Origin of the sequence: Paenibacillus radicibacter, from assembly GCF_024721995.1 — a bacterium.
In the GTDB taxonomy this organism is placed as follows: Bacteria; Bacillota; Bacilli; order Paenibacillales; family NBRC-103111; genus Paenibacillus_AM; species Paenibacillus_AM radicibacter.
Window position 1 is genome coordinate 95,916 of sequence record NZ_JANQBC010000014.1, and the last position, 17,776, is coordinate 113,691.

A 17,776-nucleotide genomic window follows, 5' to 3' on the forward strand; every position below is an offset into this window, starting at 1 on the left:
TTCCAATTATGAAAATCCAAATCGTATTGTTTGACGGCTTCGGAGAACTTGGCTCACTCGCCCCTTTTGAGGTACTCAAAAGAGCAATTGATGAAGGTGCACCTTTTATAGTTGAACTCGTATCAAGTGAACCCAAACAAGAGATCACCACTTCATATGGAGTTACAGTTAAATTAAATGATTGCTTACGAATGGATAATCGCCCAGATCTGTTAATTGTACCTGGTGGTGGTTGGAATCATAAAGCTGAACATGGTGCACGTAAGCAAGCAGAGCTTGGAACACTGACTGAACTGATTCGAGAGATGCATAATGAAGGAACGATCATAGCGGGTGTTTGTACAGGAGGTATGCTACTCGCAGCCTCGGGTATATTGAGTGGTCGTAAGGCGACAATGCATCGTTTGGCACAGAATGAAATCATTGAATACGGGGCAGAATTCCTTCCTTACAGAATTGTTGATCATGGGGATGTTATCACTGCAAGAGGAGTTACTTCGGGACTTGATTTGGGACTTTGGATCACGGAAAGGTTCGCCAATGCGAATATTGCAGCTGCCGTTGAATACAGAATGGAATACGAAAAGCGAGGTGTGGTTTGGATTGAGGAGTAATAGTGTGGCGATGAACTCAGTTCATCGCCACACTATTATTTTAACGTCTTGATTTTTGGCGTCTTGGCAAAATGCGCTGTTCCAACTTCTCATATGAAGCCAGCAGTCTCTTGATGAATCTGAGATCAGGTATGAACCAATAACATATTAAGGCTGAGATGATGCCGACAATTGCACCTACTAAGATATCAACTGGATAATGAACCCCAACCCACACACGTGAGATTGCAACACAGGTTGCTAGGACAAGCCAGAACCATCCATTTCTCTTCCGTACAAGCCAGAAAGAGGTACAAATAGAGAAGAACAAGATCGTATGATCACTTGGAAAAGAGTTGTTAATTGCATGGTCAATCAGTTTACTCACATCCGGTAGTTCGGCAAAGGGTTGATGATGCTCATGCAACTTACCCAACAATTTACCAATCACTTCAGCTAAGACAAATGCAAGTCCAGCCTGAATCACCATCATTCGATATCGTTTAATGCCAGTAAACCAATAAAATAGCATTGCCAAAGCAAGAAAATAGATCGTGTATTCCGCTATAAAGACAACAATAGGATTTAGGAAGTCAAGTTGCTTCCCCCAATCGTTAATTAATCGAAAAATATCTGTGTTCAATTGAGACATACTTTAAAAACCCCTGACTTTTATATTTAGCTTAATCGATATCCATTTTTTTAAAATAAACAATCGTTGCTACGAGCCCAATCACAGTTGCAGCAAGAATCGCTGCATACGAATAAAACGGTGGATAAGCAGGAACATAGCTGCTCTCTGCGATCACATGCGCAGCCGACCAAGGAAATACGGCTTTATAATCCCGGTTAGTAATTGCTACATTCCCCATCGTAATCACAGCTGTGAAAATAATGGTAGGTACATAATTTTTGAAAAGAAAAGCGACAAACATCGTCGGTGTTGATAATAAGAAAAGCAGACTTCCTCCAATTAGAAACTCTTTCAGCGATTGCAGGATGACACCGATCGACATTCCTTCATATTGTGCCAAAAGACCGAGAATTAATATCAACACCCACGATGTAAAGGTCAATATCATGATCCACAAAAATAACAGCACCAGCTTACTAAAGATAATTCCTATTCTAGACACGGGAATGGTTAGTAGATTTTTCATTGTATCTTCCGTAAATTCACGGATAAACAGATAAGCGGTAATGACTCCATATAACAGTGTTCCGATAAGCAGAGTCACATACAGATTGGTATCTGACCATACATCACTGAACAGCACGGGTTTCCCGGGGTTCTTGGCCATGTTGTCCAAATAACCGATAAAAACCATAATTGGGGCTGCTACCGCACCAATCAAACTGATCATGAACATCTTAGCCCGTCTCAGCTTCAGAAGCTCGGTGTACACCAAATTAACCAATCTTATCGCCCCCAATCATTCGGACGAAATAATCTTCCAATTTGTCTTCGCTCAGCGCAATTCTCGTAACTTCAATCTGATGATCGACTAACATCTTGTTGATTTTACCTTGCTGACCTATATGCGAGTAGACACGAATAATCCCTTCATCACGAACCTCATAGTCGGTTATGGCCAAATGCTGTTCAAGAAGCATCACTGCCCGATTATCATTCGAGACCTGAAACTCCAGAAATTTGCGATTTCGCTGCCGAAGCTCAGTAAATGAGACCTCCTCAAGCAGTTTACCTAGATGAATGATCCCAATATGATCAGCCAACAATTCAACCTCGGATAAAATATGACTTGAGACTAGAATCGTAATTTTTCGTTCTTCGGCAAGCGATTTGATCATATTTCGAATTTCTTTGATACCAATGGGATCCAAACCATTTGTAGGCTCATCAAGTATCAACAACTCCGGGTGATGAAGGATGGCGCGGGCAATCCCTAGCCGCTGCTTCATGCCTAAAGAAAATTTTTCAACTTTCTTGGATGGTTCGCCTTGCAGACCGACGATTTCAAGTGCTTCATCAATCGCATTCTTCGTGTGAACACCCACAAGACTTGCATTAATCATTAAATTTTCTCTAGCAGTCAGATTTTCATAAAAACCTGAAAACTCGACAATAGAGCCTACTCGCCTTAAGATCTCTCGCTGTTTGTCATATAGATGCTCCCCAAACATTTCGATTGTCCCGCTAGTTGGTTTAATCAAACCAAGCAGCATACGAATAGTCGTCGTTTTACCAGCACCATTTTGACCGAGAAAGCCGTAGATTTGGCCTTGTTTTACAGTCATATTCAGGTCATTCACTGCAATTTGTCCACCATATTTTTTAGTAAGTCGTGTTGTTTGTATGATTGCGGTCATCATCTACACCTCCTTGAAGCCCTTCCTTATAGGCTATAGCTCAATGATAAATAGACGATTTTAAATGCTACTTAACCATTTCTTAATTAATTCTTAATTTTGAATCGGAAGGGTAAAGGTAAAAGTAGTCTTATGTCCCGGCTGGCTTTCAGCCCATATGGTCCCACCGTTTTTCTCGACAAGCACCTTCGTGATAGCCAGTCCCAGACCGCTTCCTCCGTACATCGGGTTACGAGAGCTCTCCGACCTATACATTCGTTCGAATACTTTCGTCAATTCTTCTTGTGGGATGCCCTGCCCCTTATCCCATATCTTCAGATGATACGCATCAGCTTGCTGCGTTAATTCAACACCTAATTCATTGCCCTGCTGTCCATGTTGCACCGCATTTTTCACAATATTATTTAGAATTCGCTGCACGCTAAGGCGATCCGCAGTAACCGAACACTTTTTCTCCGGAATGGACACGATCAGTTTCATGTTTGCTTGCTTCAAAGCAGGCATAATTTCAATCAGTGATTCCCTGGTCATCTCCGCTAAATCAAGTGTCTCTGGTCGCAGCGTTACCTCATCTGCATCAAGCTTAGCTAAATCGAATATTTCATCAATCAATTGTTTTAATGCTCTGGATTTTCGCGATATGATATCGAGATACTCCAGCTTTTCTTCACGAGTTGTAGCGATGTCATCATTTAAGGCATCCACGTACCCAATAATAGAAGTAAGTGGGGTTCTAATGTCATGAGATATATTAGAAAGCAGGCTTTTTCTTGCCACCTCGGATTTGATCGTCTGAACTTGAATTTTATCCAATTGGTTGATTAATTCATTGATTGTGAAAATAAACTCATTAACGACAGAGTCGTCATTCACGAGCAATCGGACGTTTACATTACCTTGACTCACTCTTCTTAGCAACTTGGTCATGCTCACTAGCTTTATTTTAAAACGAATATGCCTGAGAAAAAGTAACAATGTAATGACAACCAGAATAATAAATAAAGCCCCGCGCAGGAAATCTAGGGGCTGGTTTGTTGATTCTATCACGATAAGACCAGTTAGTATCAATAATTGCATGCCGATAAGTATAGTCGCATGATCACGTTTCATCTTTTTCACCTGCAAATTTATATCCAATCCCCCACACAGTCTGAATCCATTTTGGATTAGAAGGATCAACTTCAATCTTTGTTCTGAGCTTACGAATATGGACCATCACCGTATTATCATCCTCCAAATAGTTACTACCCCAAACCTGACGGAAGATTTGCGTCTTCGTAAATACTTGCTCTGGATGCGTGGCAAAAAACTTCAAAAGTTCAAATTCTTTGGCGGTCAGTGCAACCACTTTCCCGTCGATCATCGCTGCATACTGTTTCAGATCGATCGTCAAACCTTTATAACGGATAAGCATTGCTTCCGCCTCAGCGCCAGCATCTGCTTCACTACCTAGCACCAAAAACCGCCGTAATTGAGCTTTAACTCTCGCGACTAATTCGTTAATGCTAAACGGTTTGGTCATATAATCATCGGCTCCGATACCAAGCCCTAATATCTTGTCGATCTCTTGATCCTTAGCTGTCAAGATCAGAATCGGGATGTTCGTTAAGTTGCGTAATCTTCTGCATACTTCAATACCGTCTACTTTGGGCATCATCAGATCTAGCAGGATTAAATCGTATTTGTGACTCTCGAACAGACGAAGCGCTTCTTCCCCATCTACTGCTGTATCAATCTGATACAATTCTCGCTCCAAATACTTTTTGACCAAATCGCGAATTTCTTTTTCATCATCAGCTACAAGTACGCGAATTTTCCCCATACTCTCATCGACTCCATAAAATATATATTTTGTTGGACTCCATCCCTTTGATTATTTTACATAATTACTGTAGCTTTCGCGAATTTTTGAAAACTACTTAGGATGAAAAACAAAAAAAGCCGCTTTTTCCGCGACTTCCTAAGCCCATCTGATAACTTGTTAACTAAACATCATTTCTTTTTATACTCGCTTTTTATACGCTCTCATTGCAAAGAAATAAGCCAACAGCATGATCCCAACACACCAAGCTAGTGCAATCCATATCTCGTTTCCAGGTGACTCGCCAGACAACAATGCACGGGTAGCTTCTACGATTGAGGTCACGGGTTGATTTTCAGCAAAAACACGAACGACGGTCGGCATGGACTCGGTTGGTACGAATGCGGAACTAATAAAGGGTAGGAAGATAATCGGATAGGAGAAGGCGCTTGCACCATCAACAGTTTTGGCAGATAGTCCTGCAATGGCTGCAACCCAAGTTAATGCGAGTGTAAATAGTACGAGTATGCCTGCTACAGCAAGCCAAGGTAGTACGCCAGCGGAGGAGCGAAAACCCATCAAGAGTGCGACTAGAATAATGACGACTAAGGATATAGCATTAGATACGAGTGAGGTTAATACGTGCCCCCATAGCAAGGCAGAACGTGAAATCGGCATTGTCTGAAAGCGTTCGATTATACCCTTCTGGACGTCATTAAACAACCGGTAAGCGGTATAGGATACTCCGCTAGCAATCGCCATCAGGAGAATTCCAGGTAGCAAATAATTCACATAATTATCCGTTCCAGTCTGTATGGCACCGCCAAATACATAGACGAACAGCAGCATCATCATGATTGGCATGATTGTAACCGTGATGATCGTATCCATACTACGGAAAATGTGACGCATGGAACGTCCCAGCATTACGCTAATATCGATGAAAAAATGTTTCTTTGTCGATTCCATTTACTTTCCCTCCTTTTTGCCAACGATTGCGAGGAAAATCTCCTCTAGTGTCGGTTGTTTCTCAACATACTCTACCTTTGCAGATGGGAGCATCTTCTTGAGTTCTGAAAGTGTGCCGCTCGTGATAATCCTGCCTTCATGCAGAATAGCAATTCGGTCAGCAAGATGCTCAGCTTCCTCCAAATACTGTGTAGTGAGAAATACGGTCGTTCCGCCTTCGGCAAATTCTTTGACAACCTTCCAAACCTCAATTCTTGCCTCAGGATCAAGTCCCGTTGTGGGTTCATCTAGGAAAATGATCTTCGGTTCCCCTACTAAACTCAGAGCAATATCAAGTCTACGGCGCATTCCCCCTGAGTAAGTAGATACTTTACGGTTTGCTGCATCAGTTAATCCGAAGCGTTTAAGCATGTCATCTGCAATCTGACGAGGATTCTTGAGGTATCTAAGCTTGGCAATCATCACCAGATTTTCCCGCCCAGTCAAAATTTCATCCACGGCGGCAAATTGTCCAGTTAAGCTGATTACTTGACGCACTTGATCGGGGTTAGACGAAACGTTGTATTCATTAATGACTGCACTTCCACTGTCAGGTTGGAGTAACGTTGTCAAGATTTTGACAACCGTTGTCTTGCCCGCCCCATTAGAACCAAGGAGTGCGAAGATACTCCCCTTTTCCACTTCAAAATCAACACCCTTGAGCACTTGATGCTGCTTGTAAGATTTCACCAGTCCTTTTACCTGAATGGACTTCGATTGCAAAGTTTGCATCGGATCCCCTCCTCTTCAAATTAAATGACGGTAACTTTCGATAAATCGACGACATACAGACCTTTCAGTCCAGCATAGGTCAACTTATCCATCGTTGCACCATCAAAGCTAACGGTTTTAAATTCGCGGTAAGACTTGTTTGTCACGGAAAAAGGTAGACGGAATGACACGTTCTTGAGTGTCGCTCCTCGGAACGAAACGTCATTCAACGCGGACTTGTCAAACTTAACTCCAGTAAAGCTCATACCGTCTAAATGCATGCCTCGAAGGTCACATACGCTGAAGTTCACACCGTTAAAGTGGCAATTTATAAAGATTGTCTTTCTTAGATCGGTCTTCGTTATCGTGACATCGATCAATTTTATGTCTTTGAATTTCACTCCGTCTAGCCCTGACATATTGAAGTGGGTACGAACCAGAATTGATTTATTAAAGTTAGCATTCGTAAGATCAAGCGTGGACAAGTTGCAGTCTGTCAGATTTGCACCGTCAAACTTAGCTTCACACGCATCACTCGTCGCAAACAAACTGCCGGTTAGGTCTGCCCCCGTAAAGTCAGCTCCGCGGAGCGCGCTCGATTTGAATTTACCTTTGTGCATTGTAACACCTGCGAAGTCACTCTTTTGCAGATCGATCGCACTGAGGTTTATCTGAACTTGTCGTTCAAGTGATCGGGAAAGGTTCGAAACCTCCAGAATCGTCTCCTCAATGTCACCAATACTATCAATCGTCATCTTAAACGCTGTATCATCATCTTTACCTTCAGCTCTTAGTTCACTGTATCTTTCCTGTAAATCGGAGAGCAGGTCAGCCTTCAATTCGGTTACGCTTTTCACCCCGTCATATGGCGTGAAAACGCCGTTCAAATAGTTCGTTAATTTCTGATTCATCACATCAATCCCCCTTATAATAGATCTTCTAACACGCGCTTAGCGTAATTCCAATTGCTTTTGTTCCGGTCGTAAGTTTCCTTTCCCTTTAATGTGATCCTAAAATATTTGCGTCGTCCGCCCTGTGATTCATCGCCCCAATACCACTCGATATCGCCGTCTGCTTCAAGTCGACGGAAGCTGGAGTACATCGTTGCTTCCTTTAATTCATACTCGCCGCCTGATCGCTCGGCAATCAGCTTAACAATCTCGTATCCATAACGATCAGCCTCGGACAAGAGCCGTAATATCATCGTATCTGTATGTCCTCTCAGCAGGTCGGATGTGATTTTGTTCTCGCTCATTCAACCACCTCCATATTTGCATAATAAGATATATTACTGTGACTGTCAATGTACTCTTTTAATTATAATACCCCGCATGAAATAAAATGTGCATATATAACAAAAAAAACCGCTCTTAGAGCGATTTTCTAATGATTAGGCAATCGAGACCACCTTATATTACGAAGTGGTCTCATTCAGAATCTAACGAATATTTTATTCAAAGTAAACTGTTGACTTCGTTAGCTTTTCATATTGTGAATCCGAATCCGCGAGCTGTTTGGCCCCTTCTTGCGCTATCTGCCAAGCACTAGTCCCCATTAATAGATGTAGTGGAGGGTCAGTCATCTCCGTTAATTGCCGTATGACTTCCGCTATCTTAGCAGGATCGCTTAGAATGCCCACTCGCTCTCCCGAAACCAGAGCATTCATTCTTCTTAAGCCAGTTACAACTGGATCAATGATCGGAGTATAAGGCTCACTTATATGAGGAATATCCATAGACGAGCCTGCCCAATCTGTCGCAATGCCACCGGGTTCAACAGTCGTGACCCTGATCCCAAATGTTGCAACTTCTTTCGCCAAAACTTCCGTAAAACCATTTACAGCGAATTTGGAACTTTGGTAAGCACCAAGACCAGCACTTCCGAATCGTCCACCAATGGAAGAGATATTAATAATGGAACCTCTACCTTGCTCTCGCATAGTCGGCAGAACTGCTTTCGTCATATAGACTACGCCGAAGAAATTCGTATTCACTTGATTTTGAAAATCATAGATATCTGTATCTTCAATTGAAGCAACATTAGCATACCCCGCATTATTAACCAGCACATCTATTCTGCCAAAATGACTCAAGCCTTTGGTTACGACTGCCTTCACTTCGTCAACATCCGTAACATCCAGCTTTAACGTCAAAATACGATCTCCGTGTGCAGCCGAAAGTCCTTCTAATGATGCCAGATTACGTGCGGTTGCAATAACGTAATCCTCTTGTTGTAAAGACGCTAATACAATCTCGCGGCCTAATCCTCGTGAACTTCCGGTAATAAGCCAAACTTTATTTTTCATCTCATTCACCTCTCATCATTTTGTTATGATGAAGTATAATGAATTCGAGTAACTCGAAGTCAATAACATTTTGAAAGGTGAGCATTCATGTCCTATTCTGTCAAGGAAGTCGCTGAGATGTTTCATATTTCCCCTCATACGGTGCGCTATTATACGGATCAGAACCTAATTCCTAGCATAATACGGGATCAAAATGGCCGTAGGGTCTTTGATGATACTTCACTCGGCTGGCTGCGAACGATTATTGCCTTTCGAACTGCAGGAATGTCGATTGATATGATCCGTTATTATCTGGATCTGTATCACCAAGGCGAGGAGACGATCCCTGCTAGGTACCAATTGCTAGTGGAGCAGCAACAACTCACCCAGCACAAGCTTGACGACCTTACGCATCAGCTTAAAGTTATTAACGAGAAAGTTCAGTCTTACACCGGCTGGATTCATCCTACCGGCAGTTCAAGTTGACCTATTTACTTCTGAAGAAGTTTCTTCCCGTTCGCTTTTGCCGATCCGATCTAAGTAAAATTGTGAAGTATGGCAGATGTCACAAAAGCTTCAATCACTGCCGCGATGAGAATGAGTGGAAAGACAACGAGGATAAACGAACGCAGACATTGCTTCATCACTTGTAATAGCGGGCGGTTGAGCTTACGTTTATTGAAGAGTTGGCGAATAATACTAAGGCTCATATAAATCCCGATGGCACTAGCAAGTGCAAAGGCTGGAATCTCGAGCAGGCCATGCGGCAGAATGCCATACACAATAATTTTCCAAGCAGATACCCCTAAAGATTGAGCAAACGGAATAACGAAGCTAATCGAGGCAATGGTTGCGACCGTAGTGAAAGCAGGTAATATAACAATCGGAATCAGTCCCAACAAAAACGAACTTACCGCAGCCCGTAGATTGTGCAAGAATATATGGGTGAATCCGGAATCCACCATCTGTGGGGAATCCACACCAAGCCTATCTTGTAAGAACTGCATCACATTTTCTGGATTAGAACGAAATAACTGTTCCGCTCCCCATAGCATAATAAAGAATACTATCATACTCACGATTAACACCCATACAAATGCTTTGCGATAATCTCTTTTAAAATATAGCCATTCATCTCGGTACATTCTTCATACGCCTCCATTGCAAACTGATAACTAAAAAGAGAGTAAGAGCTTGTAGATAGCTCTTACTCTCTTTAGTAATTTCCTATTTTCATGCGATATACAACACCCTTGTTTTCGGAATCTTTTATAGATATTTCATCAAGGAGTTTCTACAAAATAGCTTTTCTCAATATATTTTCATGAATATCTTTATACAATTTGCTTGAAGGTGTTGGAGTAGCTTGAATAACAGTTACAAAACTCTTATCTGGAATGATATTAACCTCCTGCCCTCCATACCCTCGACATCCGTATCCATCCTTTAAAAGCAACCATAGAAACCCATATCCACAAACACCTGATGATGGGCCGAACGGAGCATTTGTATTGGAAGAATGAACCGCTTGCATGACATAATCCAAGGAAACGATCTGGTTTCCGTTGTACTTGCCTTTATCTAGAAGCAGCATCCCGATCTTGGCAAGATCTCTTGCGGATAGATCGGACTCTTCCTCCCCTTTCATGACCGTATAGGAAAAACCACATGGACTTTGTGGCCATCTCCCGCTTGTGATACCGAGTGGCTGATACAAATACTCTTGGGTGATGTCATAAGCCGTTACCCCACAAGCTCTTCCGATTACCGCAGATAAGAGCATGACATCCCATTCCTTGTATTGAAAATGCATCCCAGGGACGCCTTTCATTTCGATATCTGCAATATGCGCCATCCAATCGCTTGTTCTCATCATTTGAACGAGCATCGGACAATGATAATGAACCCCACTATTCCAATAGATACCTGACGTCATGCTCAGTAGATGACGAATCGTGATAAGCTTGTGGTAGGGATGAGTATTTTGTGCGAATTCCTTCAGATAGTTCCCGATCGGTTCATCCAAGCTTTTGATTATCCCCTTGTCGAGGCATATGCCTGTCGTAATGGAAAGAATACTTTTCCAAATGGATTTGATATTGTTTCTGCTAGTCTCGTTAAACTTATTGTAGTATTTTTCAAAAACAATCTTGCCATTTTTCACGATTAGAACACTATTAACAAGGCGATACCGCTTTTGCTTGATATAATCATCTACTTGGTCTAGAATGCTGCAATCCATTCCTTCTTTTTCAGGAGTAGAAATCATCCATTCATAGCTCATATTAGCACCTGCTTCAGATATTTTCCGATAATCGAATCCTTGTTGGACGATAACTCCTGCGGAGTACCTTGTGCAAGGACATACCCTCCATCACTACCGCCGCCTGGCCCCATTTCGATAATGAAATCACAGTTTGCGAGTACATAGGGATCATGTTCCGTGACGATCATTGTATTCCCAGCATCAACAAGCTGATGCATGAGCTCAATCAAACGATCCGTGTCGTAGAAGGAAAGACCCGTTGTCGGTTCATCCAGAATATAGACATTTCCACTACCTTTTTGTTTGCAAAGTTCTTTCGCAAGCTTGATCCTTTGCGCTTCGCCACCTGATATTGTTGGAGTCTTTTGTCCAAGTGTAATGTATCCCATTCCGACGCGCATAAGTGTGTCAAGGATGTTGGATATTGTTTTATCATAAGATTCCGATTCTTCACGTCCGAAAAAATCCGCCGCTTCCGTCACACTCATCGCCAAGATGTCTTTAATGTTCTTCCCTTCGATCTTCACGCTTAACGCTTCTTCCACATAGCCTGTTCCACCGCACATCTCACAATCCACTTCGATCGAGTTCCCGAATCCGATATAAAAGTTCTTAAACCCTTCTCCTTTACATGCTCTACATCCACCCTGGGAGTTCACCGTGAACAGGCCAGCTGCATAGCCGTTCTCAAGTGCCTCAGGTCTTTTTGCAAAAATCGTGCGAACCCGCTCCATGATTCCCGTATAAGTAGCCGGACAAGACGTTCTACTTCTGCCGATCTGCTTCTGATCCACTACAATGCACTTTTTAATATGTTCCGTGCCTGTTACAGATACATCATCAATCATAGACGAGATCTCATCGTCATCCACTTCATGAACTAGCTTGTTCTTCAATAATTGCTTCAGCTTAGGTACCAACGTATCGTGAATTAAGCTGGATTTCCCGCTACCCGAAACCCCTGCAATACCTACCATCACACCAAGTGGAATCGATACGGAGACATCTCGCAAATTGTGCAGATTCGCATGCTCGATCGTTAGCATTTTTTGATTACTAATCGTCCGATCATTAGGTTTAAGATTTACTACTTTAGCGCCAGCAAGATAAGGTGCGGTTCTAGAGTTATTGCATAACATAAATTCATCTAGACTACCTTGGAATATTCGCTCACCTCCGTAAATACCAGCATCAGGACCTATGTCTATTATGTAATCGGCAGCACGCATAAAGTTTTCGTCATGCTCTACAGCTACAACCGTATTACCGCGTTTCACAAGGTTTTGTATGATTTGGATTAGATTTTGCTTTTCCACTTCATGAAGCCCGATTGTTGGTTCGTCAAAAATAAAGATGATCGAATCCATCTCTGCGATAATAAACGAGGCGAGGAAGAGTCGCTGAATTTCACCACCTGAGAGTGATGGCACTTGACGGGAAAGCGCAAGATGGTGCAATCCAACATCTATCATACACTTTAGCTTCATGATGATCTCATCAATGAGATTCTTACCAGGTAATTCGCCTCTATGATGAATAAAGAAGTTCAATAGTTCGTCTATGTACATATTCTCTAAATCTGTAATCTTTCTGCCTAAAATCGTCGTATGAAGGGCTTGTTCACCAAGACCCGAGCCTTTGCATTTGGGACAAGTTACATGGATCGCTTTGACTCCAAAAATATCGATTTCTTTATCCGCACCATTGTGCCGGATGTACTTACTGGTCACATGTTTCTGCATATCCTGAAAAAATACGACAGCCCCAACAAACCCGCTTCTTCGACAACCATATTTGAACAACACCAATAAATCATCCGATAATGTACCGATTGTATGATTCACATCTATTTGATGCAGTTCGCAGAACTTTTTAAAATTCACTCGATACAATCTGTGCTTCATCAAAAAACCATTAAAAAAGCTTTTAATCGGAACATCGAGCTTGATAATGGCGTCCTCGTTAATCTCATTGTATCGACCGGTTCCCAAGCATTTCACGCACATGCCTTTAGGGGAATTTTTCTGAAAAAACTCCATCGAAAGCGGCAAGCCATCATCGTGCATCGGCTGGCGATAACCGTAGGCTGAGTAGAGAACAGCTAATAAATGCCCAACCTTCGAACGTGTTCCTACTGTACTTCTCGGATTGGATTGACGGATCACCCGCTGCTCTACCGCAACAGTAGGAGATAGACCTGTAATCGTGTCAAACTTAGGGGTCGTTTCAACCATGTACTGTTCCCCTGAAAATTGAAGGTATCTACGCTTGCCCTCTTCATATAAAGTATCGAAAGCTAGGCTTGATTTACCACTACCCGATACACCGGTAATGACAGTCAGCTTATTTCGCGGAATCCGCACTTCGATGTCTTTCAGGTTATGGATCCGTGCACCTTTTATTTCAATAAATTCATTCATGTTACCCTCCACGCGGCAATTAAAGTAATTATCCACCCAATAAGTTCGAACTCTACAATCACTGTATTTGCTCCTACCATTCTGCATTTTCTTACCAAATTCCTTCAACTGATGTACTGTATCCCAACTTCTACTTATAAACTGAATAGTAACAGCAATTATCGTTGAAACGGATTATAAGGAGGTTCATTATGCCAAGTACATCTACACATTCAACTAGAAAGTCTGCCGTCATTATTGGTGTGTTATTCCTGGTTGGGCTCGTGACAGGGATATTTAGTGTTGTTCCTGTTATAGATGGAACTGATTATCTTGCCAAATCTTCTACAGATGTAAATCAAGTCCTAATCGGAGGGTCTTCCCAGTTATTAATGATTGCTGCCTATGTTGGTATTCCGATTATGCTGTATCCGATTTTAAGTCCGTCTCGTAAAGGATTAGCGCTTGGATCCGCTGCGTTCGGTATCATTTCGGGTGTATTCATTATGATTGGTGTAATCATTCTTCTGTTGTTATTGAAATTAAGCGAGGATTTTGCAAAAGTCGGGTCTCTCAATGGTTCGTATTTTGAAATCTTAGGCGGATTATTGCGTGAAGGTCGTGATTTGATCAATCATGTGGCGACGACACTAACATTTGTTGTGGCGATGTTCTTGTTTAACTTCATCTTTTTTCAAGTAAAAATAGTCCCTCGATGGTTATCTCTACTAGGTCTTATTGGGTCAATACTATCTATCGCAGCTAGCCTATTCTTCATGCTTCGTCTGATCGGTCTGGATTCAACTTACATGGTATTGAATTTTCCAATAGCGATTCAGCAATTGATTCTGGCGATATGGCTCATTCTTAGAGGATTTAACCGCACATAATCCGATAGCGCAAGTTAAAAGGCCATCCTACTTAGGACGGCCCTTTTTTTTGCTTATAAATGTTGAAGACCGATGCGGTTGCCTTCGCTATCCACAAACATCCCCAAATACCCCGCGTGCTTACCCGCATAGGTTTTCTCCATTACCACTTGTCCACCCGCTTCAGGAACTCTTGAAAGGATAGTTGCTAAGTCCGGCTTACCGTCAATGTAGATTGTGACGCCATCCATTGATGGTTTATGAAGAGGTCCTTTTACTAACGCTCCGCCATTGGTTTGTTCTTGAACCGGGAAAAACGCGTACTCAGAATCGCCCATAGGCATCATATGCATCTCAACTTGGAGTATTTCTTCATAAAAAGCTTTAGCCCGCTCCATATTCGATACAGGAATCTCCATCCAAATAAACAATCGATCCAACATTATTAAATCTCCGCCTTTCGATTTATAGTCATTCATACGTATAGACGAATGAGCAGTAAGTAAATCATCGGTTATTCGTAAAATCAATAATCGAATCCAGTAATTTATTTGTATCTAGTCGTGGCGGCAAGCCAAATCGATCGAATAAATCAGGGTCAGCGAATTGATGAATATGCGCAATCTTCCCATTTTGTATCTCAAGAAGATGAATCGACCATGGAATTAATGCTGTATCATGTTCAGACGGCACATACTGTGCATAAGCTGGAGAATTGCCATTGGCGCGAACAGGAATCAATCGAGAACCAGCACAATGACTGCGAGTTAGTTGATAAAATGATGCCATATTCATTTTGCCACATAACCACAACGTATAAGGTGGCATCGACAAACTGGCATTCTCGTGGAATAACGTTAGTAATGCATCAATATCGTAGTTTTCAAATGCTTCAACGTAGCGTTTAAGAAGTCTTTCGTCTGCTTCTTCGTCTAGTTCACGAAGTGTACGGACCTAAGATGCGCTAGTGCCATTGTAGCCCTCGAGCGCTGCAACGCACTATTAACGGCAACTGTTGTCATATCCAATGCCTCGGCTGTTTGCTTGGCGGACCAACGAAACACATCATGAAGAATGAGGACGGCACGTTGTCTAGGCGGCAGAGTTTGCAGCATAGCAAGAAACGATAAACGAATCGATTCTTTACTAATCACAATATCTGCGGGATCGCAAGCTATATCGGGAGTAGGCCATATCCATGAGGTTCTAGGCAAGTTATCCTTTGGTTCAATAATATTAGTTGCAGGATCAGACAAATTCATTGGCAGTGCCCGACGCTTGGCGTGTCTGAGCTTGTCTAAACAAACATTCGTGGCAATGCGATATATCTAGGACTTATGTGAAGTATCTTGCCGAATCTGATTCCGGTTCTGCCAGGCACGGAGCATTGTATCTTGTACCGCATCCTCCGCATCAGCAATGGAACCCATCATTCTGTAACAGAATCCGATAAGTTCGTAACGTAACTCCTCAGCTATGTCCCACTCCACTAGTCTTCCCCTGCCCTATAGGTTATTTTTGAGTATCGAGAATAAACATAGATGCATCTTGTCCCATGAATATTTGAGTTCCATGATAGAAGGTCTTAGAACATATGTTCTTATACCCTATTTTAGCCATTATACCAGCTAATTCTTCTTGATGGAATCCGTTATGAACCAAATCAGACACGACATTCTCATTCTTATCAAAATCAACGATGAGTAATTGTCCTCCCTCATTCAGAACTTCATATAATCTAGTAAGGACAAATTCAACATCAGGGATATGAAGGAGTACCTGTGCCATAAAGATATAATCCGCCTTTAATTCGGATAGACCCTCTTTTTCAAAATCAAAACAACATGTATCTGCATTCTGAATATCAGCATCAGAAATTTTCTGTTTAATTTGATGAATCATGTTAGGTGAAGAATCTAGAAAGAGCATAGACGCAAATTCGTTGACCAAGTTCAGTCCAACAAGACCCGTTCCACACCCAAAATCTATAGCGCTTTTATTACCCGCGTCGATTACATATTCCCGAATAGCATCAGCTGATACCTGAGCAATATGCACCCGCCCCGGTGAGTCATAACTACTTGCGATCATATCAAACTTATCTGTATTCGCCATTATTACCTCCTTAAGTCGTCTTTAAATCTCTCTTAATGAAATATTGTATCATGTTTCTTCTTAAAAAAGGACAAGGCTGCCGAAGCATGTTGCAATCGGCAGCCTTGATTATGTGAATGACTAGATTTTACGCACTTCGTACTCAAATGGTTCTTCAACGGAGTAAATCTCATCGAAAAATCCAAAGTACGGGATATCGTCTTCCATGCATTTGATCAGATACGAAAGTTCCTCATCGCACTCAAGCTCTTCACCATTGTCTCGCATAATTTCAAATAATGCTAAGATATTTTCCATGAGATTGGCTTGAATAAACAAAGGCAACTTATCTAACATCGAATCATCGACTTGGGTCTCAGACCTGTATCCATCAAGAACAATTTCAAAATAATTATCCATACGTTCTATACGTTTATCAGCGTCTGGATGATGTCTACACCAACCAAATCCATTTCCCCAGACAGAAGCCAAGTCAAACATATACCAACCGAAACATGAATTATCGAAATCATATATGGTGATTTGACCGGTATCAAAATCAATCGAGTAATTCCCATCATTATAGTCAAAATGGATCATACCGTATGTCTCGCGATCCTTATCCAAACCTTCTAAGGTTTGAAGTAGCCCTTTAAGCTTCTCCTTCAGCAAAGGTAAGGAATCAGGTATGAGTTCATCGATAAGATCAGCATTGATTTTATCAAGAAAGCTATACCGTGGCTGTTTAGGTGCATATCCTTTTGACACCTTGTGCATTTTCCCCAGGGTTTTACCGCAGTTATAGAAGTACTCGGTAAGTGGAACCCCTTCACGGTAGCGATAGTTATTCTCCACAAACCTTTTACCCTTAGCCTTTTTGAATAGGCAGATGTAATAGGTGTGACCTTTATAAGTGATCTCTTCAAGTAAGTTTCCTTTTGTAGAATTCACTACATCCGAGACACTTGCTCCATGTTCGAATAAATATCGAATATACTCAACCTCACCTAAGAAGTCTTCTCGCGTTCTGTCTTTTATAAATGCGATTCTGAGTATTAACGCATCAGTGCTCTTTTTCTCAAAAGTATAAACAAGATTTCGTCCACCTTCATGTGGCTTAATCTGCGTTGTTTCATAACCTTCCAGCTCGTATAAGACGTTTACGATTGGAATAAGAATGGAATCACTGATTTTTACAACTTCGTTATAATTCAAATAGAATGTCCCCTTTGGGTATTAACCCTTGTTAATACCTCTGTTATTTTTGTTTGCTTCACTATTACTGCTGAACAATTTGCCTTGCGCATGACGTTTCACGTTCAAATCTCCTCCTTTTTGGTAAATTTTCAATTGTTAATCATATTAACAACATCTATACTGTACAATATATTTTCATAATTTACTACAATTTTCCTTCATT

22 protein-coding genes are annotated in these 17,776 nt (G+C 41.7%); 3 read left to right on the top strand and 19 right to left on the bottom strand.

Annotated features, from left to right (window positions below; genetic code table 11):
* Positions 1-8 precede the first annotated feature (8 nt).
* Positions 9-614 carry a DJ-1/PfpI family protein gene (locus NV379_RS22700; RefSeq protein WP_258209693.1) on the top strand — a complete coding sequence of 202 codons (606 nt, stop codon included), beginning with the start codon at positions 9-11 and terminating at the stop codon, positions 612-614.
* Positions 615-654: 40 nt separating this feature from the next.
* Here the strand turns inward: NV379_RS22700 and NV379_RS22705 are convergent, their stop codons facing one another.
* The 10 genes from NV379_RS22705 to NV379_RS22750 all read right to left on the bottom strand — a co-directional run bounded on the left by NV379_RS22705 (position 655) and on the right by NV379_RS22750 (position 8,749).
* The gene (locus NV379_RS22705) at positions 655-1,245 is read right to left on the bottom strand and encodes an undecaprenyl-diphosphatase (RefSeq protein ID WP_258209619.1); all 591 of its coding nucleotides are present in this window, start codon (positions 1,243-1,245) and stop codon (positions 655-657) included.
* Between the two features lie 31 nt (positions 1,246-1,276).
* Positions 1,277-2,011 (bottom strand): ABC transporter permease, encoded by a 735-nt coding sequence (locus NV379_RS22710; protein ID WP_258209620.1) that lies wholly within the window; start codon positions 2,009-2,011, stop codon positions 1,277-1,279.
* Entirely contained in the window at positions 2,004-2,924 is a 921-nt protein-coding gene (locus NV379_RS22715) for an ABC transporter ATP-binding protein (protein WP_258209621.1), read from the bottom strand. Before NV379_RS22715 ends, NV379_RS22710 begins: the two co-directional genes overlap by 8 nt.
* A gap of 93 nt (positions 2,925-3,017) precedes the next feature.
* The gene (locus tag NV379_RS22720; RefSeq protein ID WP_258209622.1) at positions 3,018-4,034 is read right to left on the bottom strand and encodes a sensor histidine kinase; all 1,017 of its coding nucleotides are present in this window, start codon (positions 4,032-4,034) and stop codon (positions 3,018-3,020) included.
* Entirely contained in the window at positions 4,024-4,746 is a 723-nt protein-coding gene (locus NV379_RS22725) for a response regulator transcription factor (protein WP_258209623.1), read from the bottom strand. The genes NV379_RS22720 and NV379_RS22725 overlap by 11 nt, the downstream gene beginning before the upstream one ends.
* Before the next feature lie 180 nt (positions 4,747-4,926).
* Positions 4,927-5,694 (bottom strand): ABC transporter permease, encoded by a 768-nt coding sequence (locus NV379_RS22730; protein WP_258209624.1) that lies wholly within the window; start codon positions 5,692-5,694, stop codon positions 4,927-4,929.
* Positions 5,695-6,465: an ABC transporter ATP-binding protein gene (locus NV379_RS22735; RefSeq protein ID WP_308860322.1), complete on the bottom strand. Its 771-nt coding sequence runs from the start codon at positions 6,463-6,465 to the stop codon at positions 5,695-5,697.
* Between the two features lie 20 nt (positions 6,466-6,485).
* Positions 6,486-7,355 (bottom strand): pentapeptide repeat-containing protein, encoded by an 870-nt coding sequence (locus tag NV379_RS22740; protein ID WP_258209625.1) that lies wholly within the window; start codon positions 7,353-7,355, stop codon positions 6,486-6,488.
* A gap of 14 nt (positions 7,356-7,369) precedes the next feature.
* Positions 7,370-7,699 carry a PadR family transcriptional regulator gene (locus NV379_RS22745; RefSeq protein ID WP_258209626.1) on the bottom strand — a complete coding sequence of 110 codons (330 nt, stop codon included), beginning with the start codon at positions 7,697-7,699 and terminating at the stop codon, positions 7,370-7,372.
* Positions 7,700-7,894: 195 nt separating this feature from the next.
* Positions 7,895-8,749, bottom strand: a complete 855-nt coding sequence (locus NV379_RS22750; RefSeq protein ID WP_258209627.1) for an SDR family NAD(P)-dependent oxidoreductase — start codon at positions 8,747-8,749, stop codon at positions 7,895-7,897.
* 87 nt (positions 8,750-8,836) lie between these two features.
* Here NV379_RS22750 and NV379_RS22755 point away from each other — a divergent pair, with 87 nt between their 5' ends.
* A complete protein-coding gene (locus NV379_RS22755) occupies positions 8,837-9,214 on the top strand; it encodes a MerR family transcriptional regulator (protein WP_258209628.1) in 378 nt (125 codons plus the stop codon).
* Between the two features lie 50 nt (positions 9,215-9,264).
* Here the strand turns inward: NV379_RS22755 and NV379_RS22760 are convergent, their stop codons facing one another.
* From NV379_RS22760 to NV379_RS22770, 3 genes are all read right to left on the bottom strand, one after another.
* The gene (locus NV379_RS22760) at positions 9,265-9,873 is read right to left on the bottom strand and encodes a stage II sporulation protein M (protein WP_258209629.1); all 609 of its coding nucleotides are present in this window, start codon (positions 9,871-9,873) and stop codon (positions 9,265-9,267) included.
* A gap of 149 nt (positions 9,874-10,022) precedes the next feature.
* Positions 10,023-11,012, bottom strand: a complete 990-nt coding sequence (locus NV379_RS22765) for a serine hydrolase domain-containing protein (protein ID WP_258209630.1) — start codon at positions 11,010-11,012, stop codon at positions 10,023-10,025.
* Entirely contained in the window at positions 11,009-13,414 is a 2,406-nt protein-coding gene (locus tag NV379_RS22770; protein WP_258209631.1) for an ATP-binding cassette domain-containing protein, read from the bottom strand. Before NV379_RS22770 ends, NV379_RS22765 begins: the two co-directional genes overlap by 4 nt.
* Positions 13,415-13,605: 191 nt before the next feature.
* Between NV379_RS22770 and NV379_RS22775 the strand changes: the two genes are divergently transcribed.
* Positions 13,606-14,283, top strand: coding sequence for a DUF4386 domain-containing protein (locus NV379_RS22775; RefSeq protein ID WP_258209632.1), 678 nt, complete (start codon positions 13,606-13,608; stop codon positions 14,281-14,283).
* 53 nt (positions 14,284-14,336) lie between these two features.
* Here NV379_RS22775 and NV379_RS22780 read toward each other — a convergent pair whose 3' ends face one another.
* From NV379_RS22780 to NV379_RS22805, 6 genes are all read right to left on the bottom strand, one after another.
* Complete coding sequence (locus NV379_RS22780; RefSeq protein WP_258209633.1) at positions 14,337-14,705, bottom strand: VOC family protein; 369 nt, start codon at positions 14,703-14,705, stop codon at positions 14,337-14,339.
* 64 nt (positions 14,706-14,769) lie between these two features.
* On the bottom strand, positions 14,770-15,051 hold the full coding sequence (locus tag NV379_RS22785; RefSeq protein ID WP_258209634.1) for a sigma-70 family RNA polymerase sigma factor family protein: 282 nt from the start codon (positions 15,049-15,051) through the stop codon (positions 14,770-14,772).
* A gap of 143 nt (positions 15,052-15,194) precedes the next feature.
* The gene (locus NV379_RS22790; protein WP_258209635.1) at positions 15,195-15,476 is read right to left on the bottom strand and encodes a sigma factor-like helix-turn-helix DNA-binding protein; all 282 of its coding nucleotides are present in this window, start codon (positions 15,474-15,476) and stop codon (positions 15,195-15,197) included.
* A gap of 114 nt (positions 15,477-15,590) precedes the next feature.
* Complete coding sequence (locus tag NV379_RS22795) at positions 15,591-15,752, bottom strand: sigma factor (RefSeq protein WP_258209636.1); 162 nt, start codon at positions 15,750-15,752, stop codon at positions 15,591-15,593.
* A 22-nt stretch (positions 15,753-15,774) separates the two neighbouring features.
* A complete protein-coding gene (locus NV379_RS22800) occupies positions 15,775-16,377 on the bottom strand; it encodes a class I SAM-dependent methyltransferase (protein ID WP_258209637.1) in 603 nt (200 codons plus the stop codon).
* Positions 16,378-16,497: 120 nt separating this feature from the next.
* Positions 16,498-17,571 (bottom strand): phosphotransferase enzyme family protein, encoded by a 1,074-nt coding sequence (locus NV379_RS22805; protein ID WP_258209638.1) that lies wholly within the window; start codon positions 17,569-17,571, stop codon positions 16,498-16,500.
* Between the last annotated feature and the right edge of the window lie 205 nt (positions 17,572-17,776).

Coding starts and splice junctions, on each gene's coding strand:
- NV379_RS22700 (WP_258209693.1), top strand. CDS start 9: ATGAAAATCCAAATCGTATTGTTTGACGGCTTCGGAGAACTTGGCTCA.
- NV379_RS22705 (WP_258209619.1), bottom strand. CDS start 1,245: ATGTCTCAATTGAACACAGATATTTTTCGATTAATTAACGATTGGGGG.
- NV379_RS22715 (WP_258209621.1), bottom strand. CDS start 2,924: ATGACCGCAATCATACAAACAACACGACTTACTAAAAAATATGGTGGA.
- NV379_RS22720 (WP_258209622.1), bottom strand. CDS start 4,034: ATGAAACGTGATCATGCGACTATACTTATCGGCATGCAATTATTGATA.
- NV379_RS22725 (WP_258209623.1), bottom strand. CDS start 4,746: ATGGGGAAAATTCGCGTACTTGTAGCTGATGATGAAAAAGAAATTCGC.
- NV379_RS22730 (WP_258209624.1), bottom strand. CDS start 5,694: ATGGAATCGACAAAGAAACATTTTTTCATCGATATTAGCGTAATGCTG.
- NV379_RS22735 (WP_308860322.1), bottom strand. CDS start 6,465: ATGCAAACTTTGCAATCGAAGTCCATTCAGGTAAAAGGACTGGTGAAA.
- NV379_RS22740 (WP_258209625.1), bottom strand. CDS start 7,355: ATGAATCAGAAATTAACGAACTATTTGAACGGCGTTTTCACGCCATAT.
- NV379_RS22745 (WP_258209626.1), bottom strand. CDS start 7,699: ATGAGCGAGAACAAAATCACATCCGACCTGCTGAGAGGACATACAGAT.
- NV379_RS22750 (WP_258209627.1), bottom strand. CDS start 8,749: ATGAAAAATAAAGTTTGGCTTATTACCGGAAGTTCACGAGGATTAGGC.
- NV379_RS22755 (WP_258209628.1), top strand. CDS start 8,837: ATGTCCTATTCTGTCAAGGAAGTCGCTGAGATGTTTCATATTTCCCCT.
- NV379_RS22760 (WP_258209629.1), bottom strand. CDS start 9,873: ATGTACCGAGATGAATGGCTATATTTTAAAAGAGATTATCGCAAAGCA.
- NV379_RS22765 (WP_258209630.1), bottom strand. CDS start 11,012: ATGAGCTATGAATGGATGATTTCTACTCCTGAAAAAGAAGGAATGGAT.
- NV379_RS22770 (WP_258209631.1), bottom strand. CDS start 13,414: ATGAATGAATTTATTGAAATAAAAGGTGCACGGATCCATAACCTGAAA.
- NV379_RS22775 (WP_258209632.1), top strand. CDS start 13,606: ATGCCAAGTACATCTACACATTCAACTAGAAAGTCTGCCGTCATTATT.
- NV379_RS22780 (WP_258209633.1), bottom strand. CDS start 14,705: ATGTTGGATCGATTGTTTATTTGGATGGAGATTCCTGTATCGAATATG.
- NV379_RS22785 (WP_258209634.1), bottom strand. CDS start 15,051: ATGGCATCATTTTATCAACTAACTCGCAGTCATTGTGCTGGTTCTCGA.
- NV379_RS22800 (WP_258209637.1), bottom strand. CDS start 16,377: ATGGCGAATACAGATAAGTTTGATATGATCGCAAGTAGTTATGACTCA.